The sequence below is a fragment of the Anoxybacillus amylolyticus genome (genome assembly GCF_001634285.1).
GTDB classification, from domain to species: domain Bacteria; phylum Bacillota; class Bacilli; order Bacillales; family Anoxybacillaceae; genus Anoxybacteroides; species Anoxybacteroides amylolyticum.
In genome coordinates this window covers 2,298,924-2,315,001 of sequence record NZ_CP015438.1, presented here as the reverse complement: position 1 = coordinate 2,315,001, position 16,078 = coordinate 2,298,924, and the positions used below count along the sequence as shown (strand labels likewise).

20 protein-coding genes are annotated in these 16,078 nt (G+C 45.6%); 16 read left to right on the top strand and 4 right to left on the bottom strand.

Translation table 11 applies throughout. The annotated features are described in order from the left end of the window. Nucleotides 1-2: 2 nt before the first annotated feature. The 5 genes from trpA to GFC30_RS11715 all read left to right on the top strand — a co-directional run bounded on the left by trpA (nt 3) and on the right by GFC30_RS11715 (nt 4,833). Entirely contained in the window at nt 3-770 is a 768-nt protein-coding gene (trpA, locus tag GFC30_RS11735) for a tryptophan synthase subunit alpha (protein ID WP_084256433.1), read from the top strand. Between the two features lie 29 nt (nt 771-799). Next, nucleotides 800-1,897, top strand: a complete 1,098-nt coding sequence (gene hisC / locus GFC30_RS11730) for a histidinol-phosphate transaminase (RefSeq protein ID WP_066325813.1) — start codon at nt 800-802, stop codon at nt 1,895-1,897. Between the two features lie 49 nt (nt 1,898-1,946). After that, nucleotides 1,947-3,050 carry a prephenate dehydrogenase gene (locus GFC30_RS11725; RefSeq protein WP_066325810.1) on the top strand — a complete coding sequence of 368 codons (1,104 nt, stop codon included), beginning with the start codon at nt 1,947-1,949 and terminating at the stop codon, nt 3,048-3,050. 11 nt (nt 3,051-3,061) lie between these two features. After that, nucleotides 3,062-4,354: a 3-phosphoshikimate 1-carboxyvinyltransferase gene (gene aroA / locus GFC30_RS11720; protein WP_066325808.1), complete on the top strand. Its 1,293-nt coding sequence runs from the start codon at nt 3,062-3,064 to the stop codon at nt 4,352-4,354. Nucleotides 4,355-4,524: 170 nt separating this feature from the next. After that, nucleotides 4,525-4,833, top strand: coding sequence for an alpha-helical endospore appendage domain-containing protein (locus GFC30_RS11715; RefSeq protein ID WP_066325806.1), 309 nt, complete (start codon nt 4,525-4,527; stop codon nt 4,831-4,833). A 129-nt stretch (nt 4,834-4,962) separates the two neighbouring features. On the opposite strand, the gene GFC30_RS17700 is transcribed toward GFC30_RS11715, so the two are convergent. The 3 genes from GFC30_RS17700 to GFC30_RS17345 all read right to left on the bottom strand — a co-directional run bounded on the left by GFC30_RS17700 (nt 4,963) and on the right by GFC30_RS17345 (nt 6,817). Continuing rightward, on the bottom strand, nt 4,963-5,748 hold the full coding sequence (locus GFC30_RS17700) for an alpha-helical endospore appendage domain-containing protein (RefSeq protein WP_066325804.1): 786 nt from the start codon (nt 5,746-5,748) through the stop codon (nt 4,963-4,965). Nucleotides 5,749-5,894: 146 nt separating this feature from the next. Beyond that, nucleotides 5,895-6,371 (bottom strand): hypothetical protein, encoded by a 477-nt coding sequence (locus GFC30_RS11705; RefSeq protein ID WP_066325802.1) that lies wholly within the window; start codon nt 6,369-6,371, stop codon nt 5,895-5,897. Continuing rightward, on the bottom strand, nt 6,368-6,817 hold the full coding sequence (locus GFC30_RS17345) for an alpha-helical endospore appendage domain-containing protein (RefSeq protein WP_066325799.1): 450 nt from the start codon (nt 6,815-6,817) through the stop codon (nt 6,368-6,370). Before GFC30_RS17345 ends, GFC30_RS11705 begins: the two co-directional genes overlap by 4 nt. A 155-nt stretch (nt 6,818-6,972) precedes the next feature. On the opposite strand from GFC30_RS17345, the gene GFC30_RS11695 reads away from it, so the two are divergent. The 9 genes from GFC30_RS11695 (at nt 6,973) to ypjB (ending at nt 13,910) form a co-directional block, all read left to right on the top strand. Continuing rightward, a complete protein-coding gene (locus GFC30_RS11695; protein ID WP_066325797.1) occupies nt 6,973-7,863 on the top strand; it encodes a hypothetical protein in 891 nt (296 codons plus the stop codon). A 13-nt stretch (nt 7,864-7,876) separates the two neighbouring features. Further along, nucleotides 7,877-9,133 (top strand): tetratricopeptide repeat protein, encoded by a 1,257-nt coding sequence (locus GFC30_RS11690; RefSeq protein ID WP_066325795.1) that lies wholly within the window; start codon nt 7,877-7,879, stop codon nt 9,131-9,133. Between the two features lie 51 nt (nt 9,134-9,184). Then, nucleotides 9,185-9,715, top strand: a complete 531-nt coding sequence (locus GFC30_RS11685; protein ID WP_066325793.1) for a ReoY family proteolytic degradation factor — start codon at nt 9,185-9,187, stop codon at nt 9,713-9,715. An 81-nt stretch (nt 9,716-9,796) separates the two neighbouring features. Then, nucleotides 9,797-10,252 carry a YpiF family protein gene (locus GFC30_RS11680; protein ID WP_066325791.1) on the top strand — a complete coding sequence of 152 codons (456 nt, stop codon included), beginning with the start codon at nt 9,797-9,799 and terminating at the stop codon, nt 10,250-10,252. A gap of 145 nt (nt 10,253-10,397) precedes the next feature. Continuing rightward, nucleotides 10,398-10,907 (top strand): Rieske (2Fe-2S) protein, encoded by a 510-nt coding sequence (locus GFC30_RS11675; RefSeq protein WP_066325789.1) that lies wholly within the window; start codon nt 10,398-10,400, stop codon nt 10,905-10,907. 3 nt (nt 10,908-10,910) lie between these two features. Further along, nucleotides 10,911-11,585, top strand: coding sequence for a menaquinol-cytochrome c reductase cytochrome b subunit (gene qcrB / locus GFC30_RS11670; protein ID WP_027408562.1), 675 nt, complete (start codon nt 10,911-10,913; stop codon nt 11,583-11,585). Between the two features lie 45 nt (nt 11,586-11,630). After that, nucleotides 11,631-12,398 (top strand): menaquinol-cytochrome c reductase cytochrome b/c subunit, encoded by a 768-nt coding sequence (locus tag GFC30_RS11665; protein ID WP_066325787.1) that lies wholly within the window; start codon nt 11,631-11,633, stop codon nt 12,396-12,398. Nucleotides 12,399-12,474: 76 nt separating this feature from the next. Then, nucleotides 12,475-13,068, top strand: a complete 594-nt coding sequence (gene lhaT / locus GFC30_RS11660) for a lipoprotein heptaprenylglyceryl N-acetyltransferase LhaT (RefSeq protein ID WP_066325782.1) — start codon at nt 12,475-12,477, stop codon at nt 13,066-13,068. A 56-nt stretch (nt 13,069-13,124) separates the two neighbouring features. Next, nucleotides 13,125-13,910: a sporulation protein YpjB gene (gene ypjB, locus GFC30_RS11655; protein WP_066325780.1), complete on the top strand. Its 786-nt coding sequence runs from the start codon at nt 13,125-13,127 to the stop codon at nt 13,908-13,910. Nucleotides 13,911-13,929: 19 nt separating this feature from the next. On the opposite strand, the gene GFC30_RS11650 is transcribed toward ypjB, so the two are convergent. Further along, nucleotides 13,930-14,805, bottom strand: coding sequence for a YitT family protein (locus GFC30_RS11650; protein WP_066325777.1), 876 nt, complete (start codon nt 14,803-14,805; stop codon nt 13,930-13,932). Nucleotides 14,806-14,936: 131 nt separating this feature from the next. Between GFC30_RS11650 and GFC30_RS11645 the strand changes: the two genes are divergently transcribed. Further along, on the top strand, nt 14,937-15,275 hold the full coding sequence (locus GFC30_RS11645; protein WP_066325775.1) for a nucleotide pyrophosphohydrolase: 339 nt from the start codon (nt 14,937-14,939) through the stop codon (nt 15,273-15,275). Further along, nucleotides 15,272-16,072, top strand: a complete 801-nt coding sequence (dapB, locus tag GFC30_RS11640; RefSeq protein ID WP_066325773.1) for a 4-hydroxy-tetrahydrodipicolinate reductase — start codon at nt 15,272-15,274, stop codon at nt 16,070-16,072. The genes GFC30_RS11645 and dapB overlap by 4 nt, the downstream gene beginning before the upstream one ends. Nucleotides 16,073-16,078: the final 6 nt, after the last annotated feature.

Here is a 16,078-nt window from a genome sequence, read left to right as displayed (position 1 = left end):
CGATGTTTATTCCGTTTCTTGTCGCTGGCGACCCGCATCCCGATGTTACCATAGAGTTGGCGCTTGCGCTGCAAGAGGCGGGAGCGGATATATTAGAACTTGGCGTTCCGTATTCCGATCCGCTTGCAGACGGTCCTGTCATTCAGCGCGCGTCATCGCGGGCGCTTAAGCAGCGCATGACGCTTCCGAAAGCAGTGGAGTTAGTAGGATTCATGCGAAAAAAAGGTGTGAAAATTCCCATTATTATCTTTACGTATTACAATCCTGTGTTACAATTAGGAGAAGAATCCTTCTTTGCTTTAGCGAAGGAAAATGGAGTGGACGGCGTCCTTATTCCTGATTTACCATTTGAAGAAAGCGAACCGATTCGTCGTGTGAGCGAAGAAACAAGGGTGCCTCTTATTTCGCTCGTTGCCCCGACATCGAAGCAACGAATCGAAAAAATTGCTTCCAATGCGCAAGGCTTTTTGTACTGTGTATCTTCATTAGGAGTGACGGGCGTTCGCGATACGTTGCCGGAGGCCATTAACGAATTTTTAGCGGAAGTGAAGCAATATAGCCGTGTTCCAGTTGTCGTCGGCTTCGGCATTTCGAAAAGCGAACAAGTCCGGATGCTAAAAGAGCATTGCGATGGGGTCGTCATCGGCAGTGCGCTCGTGCAAAAAGTGGAAGAGCTGTCCGAACGGCTTTCACAGGAGGATACGAAGCAGGAAGCGCTCAACGAGTTTCGCCGCTATGCGCAAATGTTAGTTTCGCCATTAGGGAAATGAGGCGCTAATTTTCGCAATGGGGTGAGAACATGAAAATTAAAAATCAATTGCAAGGGTTGACTCCTTATCAGCCAGGGAAGTCGCTAGAAGAAGTGAAGCGGCAATATGGGTTGACCAATGTCATTAAGCTCGCATCAAACGAAAACCCGTACGGCTCGTCGCCGGCAGTGAAAGAAGCGATTGCAAAAGAGCTTGATCGGTTAGCATTGTATCCAGACGGCTATGCACACTTACTAAGGGAAAAAGTAGCAAGTCATCTCGGTGTAAGCGAAACACAACTTCTTTTTGGCAACGGCTCGGACGAAGTGGTGCAAATTATTTGCCGCGCCTTTTTAACGAAAGGAACAAATACGGTGATGGCGACACCGACGTTTCCACAATACCGTCATAACGCCGTCATTGAAGGAGCGGAAATTCGCGAAGTGCCGTTAGTGGACGGACGGCATGACTTGAAGAAAATGCTAGAAGCAATCGACGAACAGACGCGTGTCGTCTGGGTATGCAATCCGAACAATCCGAGCGGTACGTACGTGAAGGAAGAAGAGTTCGTGGAATTTTTAAAAAACGTGCCAAAACATGTGCTCGTCGTATCGGATGAGGCGTATTACGAATATGTGACGGCAGACGATTATCCGCAAACCGTGCCGTTGCTCTCGCAATATGACAATTTAATGGTGTTGCGCACGTTTTCGAAAGCATATGGTTTAGCAGGCTTGCGTGTTGGATATGGCGTCGGAAACGAGACCATTATCCGGCAAATTGAGCCGGCGCGCGAGCCGTTTAATACGTCGAGCGTCGCCCAAGTAGCAGCCGTAGCAGCGCTTAATGACCAAGCGTTTATTGAAACGTGCGCTGCGAAAAACAAGCAAGGGCTTGAATCATTTTACCGTTTTTGCCAACAGCACGGCTTGCGCTATTATCCGTCAGAAGCGAATTTTATTTTAATTGATTTTGGGATTGAAGGAAACGCGGTGTTTCAATATTTACTTGAGCGCGGCATTATCGTTCGCTCGGGAAATGCGCTCGGATTTCCGACGGCGGTGCGTATTACCATCGGCACAGAAGAACAAAACGAGCACGTGTTTTCAGCGATACTGCAGCTATTAAAAGAAAAACAATTTGTCTAAAAAGCTCGCCGCAAGCCGCGGCGGGCGCATTTTATAAGAGGTGAAACCGTTGGAAGGGACTGTATTTGTGGTCGGACTTGGGCTTATTGGCGGTTCGATCGCACTGGCAATTAAAAAAGAACATCCACAATCTTTCGTGATTGGCTTTGATGTCAATGAAGAAGAAATGAAGCTTGCCAAGACACTTGCCGTCATTGATGACAATGCTTTTTCTATTGAAGAAGGAATGGCGCAAGCGGACGTTATCATTTTAGCGACGCCGGTCATGCAGACGGAAAAAATTTTAGCGGAAATGCTCACGTACCGTCTAAAGCAGTCTGTCATTGTCACTGATGTTGGGAGTACAAAGCAGCGTATCGTACAACATGCGAAGCGGCTATTAGAGAAAGGGATTACGTTTATTGGCGGACATCCGATGGCAGGTTCGCATAAAAGCGGGATAACGGCGGCACGAGCGCATTTATTTGAAAATGCGTTTTACATTTTAACGCCGACGGAAGAAGTGCAAGGAAGCGATGTCGAGCGGCTGAAGCAATGGTTAAAAGGGACGAAAGCGCATTTTGTGGCTCTTTCGCCAAAAGAACACGACCGAATTACCGGAGTGATTAGCCACTTTCCCCACATTATCGCGGCAAGCCTTGTGCACCAAGCGCAGCAACACGAACAAGAAGACGAGTTAGTCAGCCGGCTAGCAGCTGGCGGGTTTCGCGATATTACGCGCATCGCCTCAAGCAATCCGGAAATGTGGCGCGATATTTTTTTACATAACAAAGAAGAATTGCTCGCTTTATTTGACCGCTGGATGATGGAAATGCAAAAGGTGCGGTCGTTTGTTGAGCGGGAAGAAAGCGACGCGATTTACCGTTATTTTTTAGAAGCGAAGCAATTTCGCGATGGACTGCCGGTTCGCACGAAAGGAGCGATTCCATCGTTTTACGATTTATATGTTGATGTGCCTGACTATCCGGGGGTTATTTCCGAAATTACTGGCTATTTAGCGCACGAGCGCATCAGTATTACGAATATTCGCATCATTGAAACGCGCGAAGAAATTTACGGGGTTCTTCGCTTAAGCTTCCAAAGCGACGAAGATCGCCAAAGAGCAAAAGAATGCATTAAGAAGCATACGAACTATGAAACATATGAAGGATAAGGAGGAGCCATATGCAGCCGTTACAAACGAACGTTCCGTCGCTGCGAGGAGCGATTCACGTCCCCGGCGATAAATCGATTTCCCATCGGGCCGTTATGCTTGGGGCGATCGCCGAAGGGACGACGACAATTGCGAACTTTTTGCCGGGGGAAGATTGTTTAAGCACGATTGATTGCTTTCGCAAAATGGGAGTAGCTATTACGCAAAACGGTACAGACGTTGTCGTCGAAGGAAAAGGAATCGACGGGCTACAAGAGCCGAACGACATTTTAAACGTCGGCAACTCCGGGACGACGACTCGATTGCTGCTCGGCATTTTAGCGGCATGTCCGTTTCACGCATGCTTAATTGGCGACGCGTCGATTGCGAAGCGGCCAATGGCAAGGGTGACAAAGCCGTTAACGATGATGGGAGCGCATATTGATGGACGTGAGGGCGGAAACTATACGCCGCTTGCGATTCGCGGGGGCAATTTGCGTCCGATTCAATACGAATCACCTGTCGCCAGTGCGCAAGTGAAATCAGCGATTTTATTGGCAGGGCTGTTCACCGAAGGGACGACGACGGTGAAGGAGCCTTCGAAATCGCGCGATCATACGGAGCGGATGGTACGCTTATTCGGCGGAGAAGTTGTCGTAGACGGGCTAACGGTATCGATAAGCGGCAAGCAAACGCTAAAAGCAGCTGATGTGTACGTCCCTGGCGATATTTCGTCCGCTGCCTTTTTCTTAGTTGCCGGTGCGATTGTGCCAAATAGCGAAATCGTCTTAAAAAACGTTGGACTAAACCCAACGAGAACGGGCATTATCGACGTGCTCGAGCAAATGGGGGCGGAGCTTTCGATTGAAAATGTCCGCAACGAAGAAACAGAACCAATTGGCGACTTAACGATCCGTACGTCGAACTTGAAAGCGACGGAAATCGGCGGTGCGCTTATTCCGCGCTTAATTGATGAAATTCCAATCATCGCACTGCTCGCGACGCAAGCGGACGGCACGACCGTCATTAAAGATGCGGCAGAGCTAAAGGTGAAAGAAACGAACCGAATTGATACGGTCGTTACCGAATTGAAAAAGTTTGGCGCAGATATTGAAGCGACAGACGACGGCATGATTATCCGCGGCAAAACGCCCCTAACAGCGGACAACCTAGCAGTCGATAGCCACGGCGACCACCGCATCGGCATGATGCTTGCGATTGCGGCGTGCGTGACGAACGGGTCGATGTCACTTCAAGGCGCGGAAGCCATCGCCGTCTCGTACCCGACATTTTTTAACCATTTGCAGGCGTTAATCGGACAATAAAGGCGTGTAAAGTACGAAAAAAGGGCGAGAAGGGCCCTTTTTTTGTTGGTCGACAAGAAGGGGGATGAAAAAAAGAAACCGTGGGAGGTTTCTTTTTTAGTGATGAAAAGATGGACCAAAGCCTTGACAGTGAATACATTGAATAGTGACTACAACAGGAGGTGAAGGACGTGAGTTTCCCAAATATTCCGGAAGACATTAACCCAATTGAAGACTTTGATAAAGAACAAGTGGCGCTTTTTTTATTAGCGTCGATTGCGTTTGAAGAGCTCGCGCTAGCGCACGTGATGAACGCTGAGGCGGAAAAGCTGCAATTTGCCCTCGGAACGCTTGATGATAACGACCGAGTTGTCGACGACTTAGACGATTTATTACAGATTAACCGCAGCGTGGAGCGGGTGCTACGCACGGTCGTCAAAAAAGAAATTATCCTCCAATTTAAGCTGGAGGATGTCGTGGAATTTTTGTTGGATGATTGAAAGACAAAAGATGGCACCCTCTCTTTTCGTTAGTCCCTCTCTTTATTAAAGGGAAAAATGTTTTAGTCGGATTGGTAATCTTGATAAAAGGGAGAAATTGCTGCATTTTAAGCGAATGTGCAGTTGAAGCTAGTGTTCACTTAGTTCACAGTCGTTTATCTGTCCTACTGCATCGATATTGTTGTCTTGATAAATGACAGTCGATCCGTCGCGGATTGTAAATGACAGTTTATTATTAGCATCGTTAAACGTTAGCTCGTATTGGTAATTCGTAGTAGGATTGAAGTGGAAGCCTTTTGAAGTAGGGAGAATGAACCCTGTTCCCTTTACGTTCATCACGTTTTTAAGTCCTGGGCAGTCGACAGCAAACGAATTCGCTACAAAGTTTAAAATGACAGAAGGGGTAGGTAAGCAGCTACTAAAATGGAATTCGATGACACTTTTTGCTTCGCTCGAACAACCAATACAAACAGCGACGACGCCTGAGGCAGTTCCTTTTCGGGAAGTGAGGTTGCCCCCCATCCGAACTTGTGAAGTTGTCGCGCAATCATTAAAAACAAAGGTTGTTGAGCAATCACATGCCCCTCCTGGAGTTGGTGGCGGTGTTACCGTTAAGAAAAATTCGATCGCATCTTCTAGTTTAAATTGCAGAAGCATTTCTTTTTTTATGACGGTGCGAAGCATTCGCTCGACGCTCCGGTTTATGTTTAATAAATCCTCGAGGGTTTCGGCTAATGGATTTGAATTTGCGTGCAGCGTCCCGAGCGCTGCTTGCAATTTTTCTGCTTCTGAATTCATGATGTGGGCTAACGCCAATTCTTCAAACGCAATCGAAACAAGAATTAATAGCACGACATTTTTGGGGTCAAGATTGATGTCTGAACCGATCGTGCTCGGTAAATTTGGAAAGCTCATGTTTTTCACCTCTCTTTTTGCTCGTTTTCCTACACTATTTGTTTATTCGTTCTTAGCGGTTTTGGTTGGACGTACTAACTAGTACAAATGAGTATTTCTCTTGCCTCAAAAGGAAAAGGACAAAATAAAAAAACATGGTTCTTTTCCTATTTGGTAAGATCCTGTTTTTGTTTCGAAAGATGGCGGGAAAGCCACCTTGTTCTTGGGTCGTTTTCGGTGCGTGTACGGTAAAACGATAGTCTTCTTTTTTTCGCTAATTGTTTATTTTCTTCCAATAATGTATATAGCTCGTTTCTGTCATGTGTCGAAAGAAACATGCCGTTTGTTGCTTGTTTCAGCCTTGTCATTCCATCTGTGATGTTCGTGTCCGAGAAAGACTCACATTCATACGGGTCAACATGTTCTGTTAATAGTTTCTGTTTGCGCCATTGCCATTTTTGCAACTGGGTTACTTCGAGGAGAGTATGAAACACGGATTTTTTCATCATTTTGTCATCGCCGTGAAGTTGGATATATGCATTATACAACAAGGAGAGCGCATGGATGTAAGCAGCTAGCGCTTTTTCATAGGCGGTAACGGAACAAGCGACGTCATACAACTGCTGTTTTACACATCGTTTCATGATTCATATCCTTTCCACACACGATGTTCTTTGCATGTCGGGCATTGGCAATTGGCGTGGTGTTTTTCATGTCCTTCGCAAATCGGGCAATGGCAGTTGCTTGGATGCTTTCGGTTTTCTTTGCAAGAAGGACAGCAACACTTTCCGTGATGCAGCGGCGGCAAAAACTCGAGCACGTCTTCTAATTTTTTCAACAACAGCCATTCCTTCATCACGACGGTTTCCAGTAAGCTTTGCACCGATTTATTAAACGTTAAAATTTCATGGTTGTTCGGTTTTGTCGGGAAGTCAAGGCATTTGCCGACAAACGCTTGAATTTTTTCTGCCTCCGCGTTTAAAATGTGGGATAACGCAACTTCTTCCAGCGCGATCGATTCTAATAAATCAATAATCACTTCTTTTTTATCCGGGCGGTGCGTCATTTTGGGAATTTCGGGCATACTCATGCAAACCAGCTCCTCTTCTCTTTTCTAACCCACTATATGAAAAAAACGGCAAATAGGTTCTTTGCCTAATGGAGAAAACCTGCGGCAGAAGTTATTGGTTGTGCGAATATTCTCCTTCTCCCCTTCATAGCTTGTCTTAAAGGGGGAATGGGAACGTGCCGCATATTATTGATGATGCCACCGTCGTGAGAAACGGAACAACGAGGCGCTGTTCGATTGTTGTCGATAAAAACCGCGTTGATTATATCGGTGAGCAAACGGCTGTCTATCGCTGGATGCGCATGCCGGTTAGCGAATTTGTGATGACGCCTGGCTATGTCATGCTCGATTTTTCGTTCGGCAATCCGCGATCTTTTTCAGAATTTAAGTCATATATGCAACAACATTTTCTTGCAAAAGGATGCACGACGTTATTAGTGGTGTGCAATGTCCGGTACGAAAAACAGCTGCCGGACGCCTTACAACACCTGCGCTTACATTTGCTCAATAGCCCAATCGATTATTTCATCGGGGTGAAAATCCCACTTCGTACGCTGACCCCATCATTTGTAAGAGCATGTAAACGACTCCACATTCCTGTTTTATTTGTTGAACTAAATGGTGATGAACGGATTGAAAAACTCGCTTGGGGGTGGATGTACGACACGTTCGCTTCGTATCCGCTTCCGCTCGTTCCATACTGGTTGACGCCGCCAACCAAACAAGCAGAACAACATTGGCAGCACGTGTTAGCACACGCACGCATTCCGTTTCTTCCGTTTGCGCTAAAAGAGCGCGTACCGCTAGCGCTTGATGTATTAAAGAAAATCGGCATTTATCCACAAAAAGGAGATATCCGCATTGGCGGCGAATTAGATTATAATTTATATGCAAAAAGCAACCTAGTTGCCGAAATGTTCGCGGTCGATTATGATAAACATGTTCCAGTTATCACTGTCCATAACGGAAAAGTGATGAAAGCAGGCAACGAGCTCTTTTTTCATCCAGGCTTTGGACGCGAACGAATCGTCCGCGCGCCAGGGATGTTTACGGCAAACTTTACATAAGGAAGTGTTGAAAGTGAATCGAATCGACCAAATCGTCCAGCTTGTGGAAAGGGGCGACATCGAACGCGCCCTTCCCCTTATTTCGAAAGCAAAAAAAGAAGCGAACGACGATGAAAAATATATGCTTGCCGATTATCTATTTTCCTTTGGAATGCTCGAGGAGGCACGCGCCATCGTCGAAGAACTAGTGCAACGTTACCCAGATGAAGGCGAACTTTTCATCTTTTTGGCGGAAATTTATACAGAGCTAGAAGAAGACGAAAAAGCGCTTGCTATTTTAACCGACATTGATGAAGAGGATCCTTTATTTTTGCGAGCATGTTTGCTTTTAGCAGATCTTTACCAAATACAAGGGCTTGAGGAAGTGAGTGAACAAAAGCTATTAAAAGCGTACGAAAAAGCACCGAATGAACCAATTATCGAATTTGCCCTTGCAGAACTTTATTTTGCGACTGGGCAGTACGGAAAAAGCATTTCATTTTATAAAAAAGTACTTGAGCGTGAAACGACGGTTGCTGGTACGTTTATTCCAGAGCGGCTAGCCGAAGCGCTTAGTTTGTTAGGAGAGTTTGAACAAGCGCTTCCGTACTATGAACAAACAATAGAAAAGAAAATGGACAGCCATACGCTATTTGGCTATGGGTTTACTGCATTTCAGGCAGAGTATTACCAAACGGCAATTGAAAAATTGACGCAGCTAAAAGAGCTCGACCGCGACTATGTTCCCCTTTATCTTTATTTAGCGAAAGCATACGAGCACGAAGGCGATGTAACCAAAAGCTACGAAATCGCCAAAGAAGGGTTGCTCGTGGATGAGTGGAATAAAGAGTTGCTCTTCTATGCGGGAAAAATCGCCTTAAAGCTTGGCAATGAGGAAGAAGCAGAAACGTACTTACAAAAAGCAGTTGACATTGATCTTGGGTATGTCGAAGCGCTGGTCGCATTAGCGAGCGTATGGATGCACCAAGAGCGATACGAGGACGTCGTCCGTTGTTTGCAATATGCAATCGACCAAGGAGAATACGACCCGCAATTGGAATGGTATTTAGCGCGCGCGAAACATAAGCTTGAAATGTATTCTGATGCATTAAATCATTACCAGGAGGCATATACTTTCTTTAAGAATGACGTATCGTTTCTTGAAGAATATGGGTATTTTTTAATCGAAGAAGGAGATCGCGAACGTGCGAAAGCGATGTTTGCGCAAATTGTGCGCCTCGACCCCGCCAATACAGAGGCAGCGCAAATGTTATTGCAGCTAGAGGAATAACAACTCGCGACATTACCTCTTTCTTGGAAACCGGCAGAGGGGGGAAGAAGGATGACCGTGTCCGTGAACGAAAAAAAAGAGTTTATCCGCTGGTTTTTAAGCCATTACCAATTGAAACGGCGCGAGTGTGTCTGGATTTTAAACTACTTAATGAGCCATGACCAATTGATGAAAAAAGTACATTTTGTCGAAAACGCCCAATTTTGTCCGCGCGGGATGGTCATGTCGACGCATTGTGTCGATGATGTTCCGTTTCGCTTTTACAAAGAAAACGTCATGACGACCGATGCGGAAAAATCGTTTCACGACATTCGCCTGAACCGTGACGAAGACATTTACATTCAATTGAACTTTCGTGCTTCCTTTCATTCACCGCAATACGTTGCCGTACTGGAAGAAAATCCGTACGCTCCGAAACATGTGCAAGTAAATGAAAAAGACAAATTATTGGCGGAGCAGTTTTTAGAAAAATCGCTGCAACATTTTCAAAAAGAGCGGCTGATGAAGTTAATTGATGAGGCGCTCGACCGCCAAGACGAACAAACATTTAAACAGCTCACGGAGCAATTGCGCCGGCTGTAAACCTTGCGACACGCAAGGTTTTTCTTTTTTTTGAAAATATGATAGGCTGATTAAGGAACGATGAAAAAGGGGAGAATAGTAATGAAATGGACAGCCTATGACGTAAGTATGTATGAAAAAGAAAAACAGTATATCGACACAGCCGTTCTTCCGCTCTTACCGCTTACTTTTTCCGAACGCGCGAAATTAGCGGCTGCGGATGGAGAGTTTATGCAGCTTGTAACAAACGAAATCGAACGACAGCTAAAAGGGCGGCTTTTTCTCTTTCCATCATTTCCATATTTCGCTTCCGAAACGCTTGACGTATGTGTGGAGCGGCTAAACTGTTGGACAACCGAGCTGAAAGAGGCGGGAATGAGGCATGTATTTTATGTGACAACCGATCAAAAATGGAAAGAAAAAGAATCGATGTTGACTGGGGTACTTTTTTTCCTTCCGTCCATTCCGTTTGAGCATATGGACGACTCGTATAAGCAACAAATCGTCTACGAACAGACGACAAAGCTGTTAAACGCGTTCATTTCGCATTGGGTATGAGAAACTTGTCGAACGGTGAGCGTTTTCATTGACGATTATATTGACCTTGTCTTTATCTTGAGCTATCATTAGAATGTCCTAGTTTTATATGTGTTATACGATTCTGTCCGGATGGACTTACTCTTATACATGAGGGGGGAAAACGATGAGCGAAAACAAACACCGTGTATCAAGACGCCAATTTTTAAACTACACGTTAACAGGTGTAGGCGGATTTATGGCGGCAGGCATTCTCATGCCAATGGTTCGGTTTGCGTTGGATCCGATCTTAAAGGAAGAAGCAGCAGCAGACATGGTAGCTGTTGCACAAGTGAAGGACATCACGACCGAGCCGCAACGCTTCGACTTTAAAGTAAAAGTAAAAGACGCATGGTACGAATCAGAAGAGCCAAAATCGGCTTGGGTGTACAAAGACGACAAGGGGGAGATTGTCGCTTTATCGCCAATCTGTAAGCACCTCGGTTGTACTGTCAACTGGAACGCGGACAAAGAGCATCCGAACCAATTCTTCTGTCCATGTCACTATGGCCGCTACACGAAAGACGGCACGAACGTTCCAGGAACACCGCCGATGCATCCGCTAGACCGCTACGAGTACAAAGTAAAAGACGGCAAACTATATTTAGGTAAAGCGAAACCACGAGGGGGGGCGTAATAGGTGCTAAACAAAATTTATGACTGGGTCGACGAACGGCTTGATATTACGCCTTTGTGGCGCGATATCGCCGACCATGAAGTGCCGGAGCATGTAAACCCAGCACACCATTTTTCGGCATTTGTTTACTGCTTTGGCGGATTAACGTTTTTTGTCACCGTCATTCAAATTTTGTCTGGGATGTTTTTAACGATGTACTACGTTCCAGATATTAAAAACGCATGGGAATCTGTATATTATTTGCAAAATGAAGTCGCATTCGGTCAAATTGTGCGCGGCATGCACCACTGGGGCGCGAGTCTTGTCATCGTCATGATGTTTTTACATACGTTGCGCGTCTTTTTCCAAGGAGCATACAAAAAACCGCGGGAATTGAACTGGATTGTCGGCGTGCTCATTTTCATGGTGATGATGGGGCTTGGCTTCACAGGCTACTTATTGCCTTGGGATATGAAAGCGCTATTTGCGACAAAAGTAGGTTTGCAAATTGCAGAAGCAACACCAGTCATCGGAACAGCAGTGAAAACGTTATTAGCAGGTCACCCAGAAATCGTTGGGGCGCAAACGTTAACGCGTTTCTTTGCGATTCACGTCTTTTTCTTGCCAGGTGCATTGCTCGGGTTAATGGCAGCGCACTTCTTAATGATTCGCAAACAAGGAATTTCTGGTCCACTGTAAAATGTAAGGCTGTTTAGTTTTTGAGACAAAGGAGGGGAACATGCTATGCATCGCGGAAAAGGGATGAAATTTGTCGGCGATTCCCGCGTTTCTGCCGTGAGAAAGCCGAATATCCCGAAAGACTATTCGGAATATCCGGGAAAAACAGAAGCGTTTTGGCCGAACTTCTTGCTGAAGGAATGGATGGTTGGTTCTGTCTTTTTAGTTGGGTTTTTATGTTTAACCGTTGCCCATCCATCTCCGTTAGAGCGTATCGCTGACCCAACGGATACGTCATATATTCCGCTTCCAGACTGGTATTTCTTATTCTTATACCAGTTGCTGAAATATTCGTATGCGTCAGGTCCTTATACGGTGATTGGAGCGATTGTCATCCCAGGGCTTGCGTTTGGAGCGTTGCTTCTTGCACCGTTTTTAGATCGCGGACCGGAGCGTCGTCCAACAAAGCGTCCGGTAGCGGTAGGGATGATGTTATTAACGCTTGCAGCGATGATTTTTTTAACGTGGCAATCCGTCGTAACACATGACTGGAAAAAAGCAGCGGAACAAGGGAAAATTCGTGCGCAAGTCGAAATTGATAAAAACGCGGAAGGCTATAAAATTGCCCAAGCAAATACATGTGTTACCTGCCACGGAGAAAACTTATCTGGTGGCGCAGCGGCACCATCGCTTATTGGCACTGGATTAAAGCCAGAAGAAATCGCGCAAATTGCGAAAAACGGCCGCGGAGGCATGCCGAAAGGTGTGTTTAAAGGCACAGACGAAGAGTTGAAAAAACTATCTGAGTTTATCGCAGGGTTAAAAGCGAAATAAAGTACCGACGCGAAAGAAGCTGGCTATCGTTAGTCAGCTTTTTTCTTTCCCATTTCACTTCGAGAGTAGGTGGATTATGCGCTTTATGCTGTTTTTACTTCGGCAGCGCTCCGTGTGGTGGCTACTGCTTATCATGAATGTGCTCGGAACGGTGTATGGATACATATGGTACGGTCAGCAACTTTCCGAAACGCCAGCAAAATTTTTATTGTTTGTGCCAGATAGTCCAACAGCTAGTTTGTTTTTTGTGTTTGTCCTGCTTGCTTTTTTACTCGGAAAAAACTGGCCGCTTTTTGAGGCACTTGCGATGGTGACGTTATTCAAATACGGCGTTTGGGCGGTCGTGATGAATATACTCGTGTTCATTGTCACGGGGACGATTGGCTGGCAAGGATGGATGTTAATAATATCGCACGGAGCGATGGCGGTCGAAGGGTTGTTGTACGCGCCGTTTTATCGCATCAAAGGATGGCATTTAGCGGTAGCTGCTATTTGGACGCTACATAATGACGTTATTGACTATGTGTTTGGCATGATGCCGCGCTATCAAATGCTAAACGACTATATGCCGCAAATTGGCTATTTTACGTTTTGGTTAAGCATTGCCTCCATTGCGTTTGCCTACGTGTTGTGCGTCAGCGAAAACCGTCGGCAAATTCCGTGGAAATAATGGTCTAACCTTGTCCATTCCCTCATATATTGGTAGTAAGTGGAGGAGGGACAAGGATGAGGCGAATCGTGATGTTTTGGATGGTCATTATTTTTTTATTTCCGGCAGCTGCCTATGCTACCCATCATGAGGATAGTTGGCAGCGCTTAGACAAAATTTCCGATGAAGCGCTGCAGTTAGCAAAAAACAAGCGCTTTCAAGAAGCAAAAGAAGTGCTCGATTATTTTTCAAATGAATTTTTAAAATTAAACGCGCGTGACCGGCTTCATTCGATGGACGAATTGCGCGCGATTACGGTTACGCATGAAAAGGCAGTAAAAACGGTTACCGCTTCTACGCTGCCAGCAGAAGCGCGCATCGACCAAGTAGCGCAGTTTCGGCTTGTCATTGATGCGATTCGTTCCGATTATCAACCGCTTTGGACGGAGATGGAGCAAGCGGTGATGGGAGCGTTTCAGCAAATGGAGGCGACGGTGAAAAAAGGGGACAACACGCAATTTCCAACCGCGTTGGCGAAATTTTTGCACGAATACGAAATTATTGAGCCGAGCGTCAAAATCGATGTCGCACCAGAACGAGCGAAAAAAGTCGATGAGGATATTGCGAATCTTCAGACCGAGCAATTCCGAGCGCTTCCGCAAGCCAAGCAAATCGAAGTATTGGCGCAAACAAAAGCCGATGTAGAGGCGCTTTTTGCCGAAGTGAAGAAAGATGAAGCGGATCCGTCGCTATGGTGGGTGATGATTTCCACAGGGGGCATCATTGTGGCAACCTTAACGTACGTCGGTTTTCGTAAATACCGTGGAGAAAAACAAAAAACGCGCGCGCAAGAAAAAGAATAAAGGGGCGATATGCCCCTTTTTATTCTGGGTGAATTGGCTGTTTGTTTTCATCAAGTGTAAATCCTTCGCCAAGCACGTCATGTACGTCTGTTACTGCCACAAAGGCGTGTGGATCAACGGAAGTAATGACGTTTTTTAAGCGTGGCAATTCGTTTTTCGCCACGACACAATAAAGGACGTCCCGCTCACGATTTGTGTACGATCCGCGACCTTTTAATACCGTCACCCCGCGTTCCATTTCCGTTAAGATTTTCTGGGCAATTTGTTCGCTTTTCTCTGAAATAATCGTCGCTCCTTTTGCCGCATACCCGCCTTCTTGCATAAAATCAATGACCCTTGCCGCGACAAATACCGCTACAAGCGTATACATCGCTTCTCGATACGAAAGGTATAAAAGGAGCGATAGCGTAATGACAGCGGCATCAAATACAAACATCGTTTTCCCCATACTAATACCTTTGTATTTGTAGACGAGCCTTGCGATAATATCGACTCCACCGGTCGTTCCGCCATAACGAAAAATAATCCCCAGACCAATTCCAATAAATACGCCTGCAAATAGTGCAGCAAGCGTCAAATCATGCTTTAGTGGCATGTGTATGGAAAATCGTTGGAAAATCCAAAGAAAAATCGATAGCCCCACCGTTCCAATCACTGTATAGAAGAATGACTGACGGCCAAGCAATTTCCAACCGAGAAAAAAAAGCGGAATGTTTAACGCTAAGTTTGTAATCGACGGGTCCATGCCGAACAAAAAATAAAGAAGAAGTGTAATGCCTGTAATCCCGCCTTCCGCTAGGTTATTTTGCATATTAAAATGAACAAGTCCAAATGCGAAAATTGCCGCGCCAAATAAAATAAACGCGATATTTTTTATTTTTAAACCAAAAACCATACGCCACCTCCGTGCAATAATAGTCAGCGCCTTCATTATAGAGGAAGTTGTCGGTTTCGGCAATGCGGGAGAAAAATATTTGTCAAAACCGCCACGATTCGCTAACATGAAAGCATAAGAGGTGATGTTGTGTGGCAGAAAAAACGATGAAACAATTACAACAAGAAGTGGATGCATACATAAGCCAATTTAAAGAAGGATACTTTAGTCCATTAGCCATGCTTGCACGATTGACGGAAGAACTTGGCGAGCTAGCAAGAGAAGTAAATCATTATTACGGCGAAAAGCCGAAAAAGAAAACAGAAAAAGAAAAAACGATGGAAGAAGAGCTTGGAGATGTATTGTTTGTCCTTATTTGTTTTGCCAATTCGCTTCATATTGATTTACAAGAAGCGCACGATTTCGTTATGGAAAAATTTCGCACGCGCGATCAACATCGTTGGACGAGAAAGGAAGGGTTGAACGAATGAAACCAATTAAAATAGCAATCGCTGGACCGCGCGGACGCATGGGGCGAGAAGCAGTCGGACTTGTACATCAGACGGAGCATTTTGCACTTGTTGCGGTCATTGACCGCAAATACGACGGGAAAGATTTAGCCGAATTGGACGGCTTCTCTGGCATTCATGCCCCGATTTATACAGACATCGAACGTTGTTTTCAAGAAACAAAACCAGATGTGCTTATTGATTTGACGACGCCGGAAAGCGGGAAGTACCATACGGAACTTGCCTTGCAATATGGCGTTCGCCCTGTCGTCGGCACGACAGGATTTACCGAAGACGACATTGAACGGCTAACGAAGCTTGCGGAAGAAAAAGGGATTGGCGCCATTATTGCCCCGAACTTTGCCATTGGCGCGATTTTAATGATGAAATTCGCGCAAATGGCAGCGAAATATTTTCATGATGTCGAAATTATCGAATTGCACCACGACCAAAAGCTTGATGCTCCATCGGGAACAGCGGCAAAAACGGCGCAATTGATTGCCGATGTGCGCCCACCGAAAAAACAAGGGCATCCGGACGAAAAAGAAACGTTACAGGGGGCGCGTGGTGCAGAATATGACGGCATTCGCATCCATAGTGTCCGCCTTCCTGGGTTTGTCGCCCATCAAGAGGTGATTTTTGGCGGAAATGGACAAGCATTGACGATTCGCCACGATTCGTTCCATCGCGGGTCGTTTATGTCCGGCGTCAAATTGTCGGTGGAAACGGTGATGAAACTGCAAACGCTTGTGTACGGGCTCGAACATATTATCGAATAAAAAGTG

What these genes read in the sequence shown, in the direction of transcription:
- trpA (WP_084256433.1), top strand. Translation starts at nt 3, where the DNA reads ATGTTTATTCCGTTTCTTGTCGCTGGCGACCCGCATCCCGATGTTACC.
- hisC (WP_066325813.1), top strand. Translation starts at nt 800, where the DNA reads ATGAAAATTAAAAATCAATTGCAAGGGTTGACTCCTTATCAGCCAGGG.
- aroA (WP_066325808.1), top strand. Translation starts at nt 3,062, where the DNA reads ATGCAGCCGTTACAAACGAACGTTCCGTCGCTGCGAGGAGCGATTCAC.
- GFC30_RS17700 (WP_066325804.1), bottom strand. Translation starts at nt 5,748, where the DNA reads ATGAGCTTTCCAAATTTACCGAGCACGATCGGTTCAGACATCAATCTT.
- GFC30_RS11705 (WP_066325802.1), bottom strand. Translation starts at nt 6,371, where the DNA reads ATGAAACGATGTGTAAAACAGCAGTTGTATGACGTCGCTTGTTCCGTT.
- GFC30_RS17345 (WP_066325799.1), bottom strand. Translation starts at nt 6,817, where the DNA reads ATGAGTATGCCCGAAATTCCCAAAATGACGCACCGCCCGGATAAAAAA.
- GFC30_RS11685 (WP_066325793.1), top strand. Translation starts at nt 9,185, where the DNA reads ATGACCGTGTCCGTGAACGAAAAAAAAGAGTTTATCCGCTGGTTTTTA.
- GFC30_RS11680 (WP_066325791.1), top strand. Translation starts at nt 9,797, where the DNA reads ATGAAATGGACAGCCTATGACGTAAGTATGTATGAAAAAGAAAAACAG.
- GFC30_RS11675 (WP_066325789.1), top strand. Translation starts at nt 10,398, where the DNA reads ATGAGCGAAAACAAACACCGTGTATCAAGACGCCAATTTTTAAACTAC.
- GFC30_RS11665 (WP_066325787.1), top strand. Translation starts at nt 11,631, where the DNA reads ATGCATCGCGGAAAAGGGATGAAATTTGTCGGCGATTCCCGCGTTTCT.
- lhaT (WP_066325782.1), top strand. Translation starts at nt 12,475, where the DNA reads ATGCGCTTTATGCTGTTTTTACTTCGGCAGCGCTCCGTGTGGTGGCTA.
- ypjB (WP_066325780.1), top strand. Translation starts at nt 13,125, where the DNA reads ATGAGGCGAATCGTGATGTTTTGGATGGTCATTATTTTTTTATTTCCG.
- GFC30_RS11650 (WP_066325777.1), bottom strand. Translation starts at nt 14,805, where the DNA reads ATGGTTTTTGGTTTAAAAATAAAAAATATCGCGTTTATTTTATTTGGC.
- dapB (WP_066325773.1), top strand. Translation starts at nt 15,272, where the DNA reads ATGAAACCAATTAAAATAGCAATCGCTGGACCGCGCGGACGCATGGGG.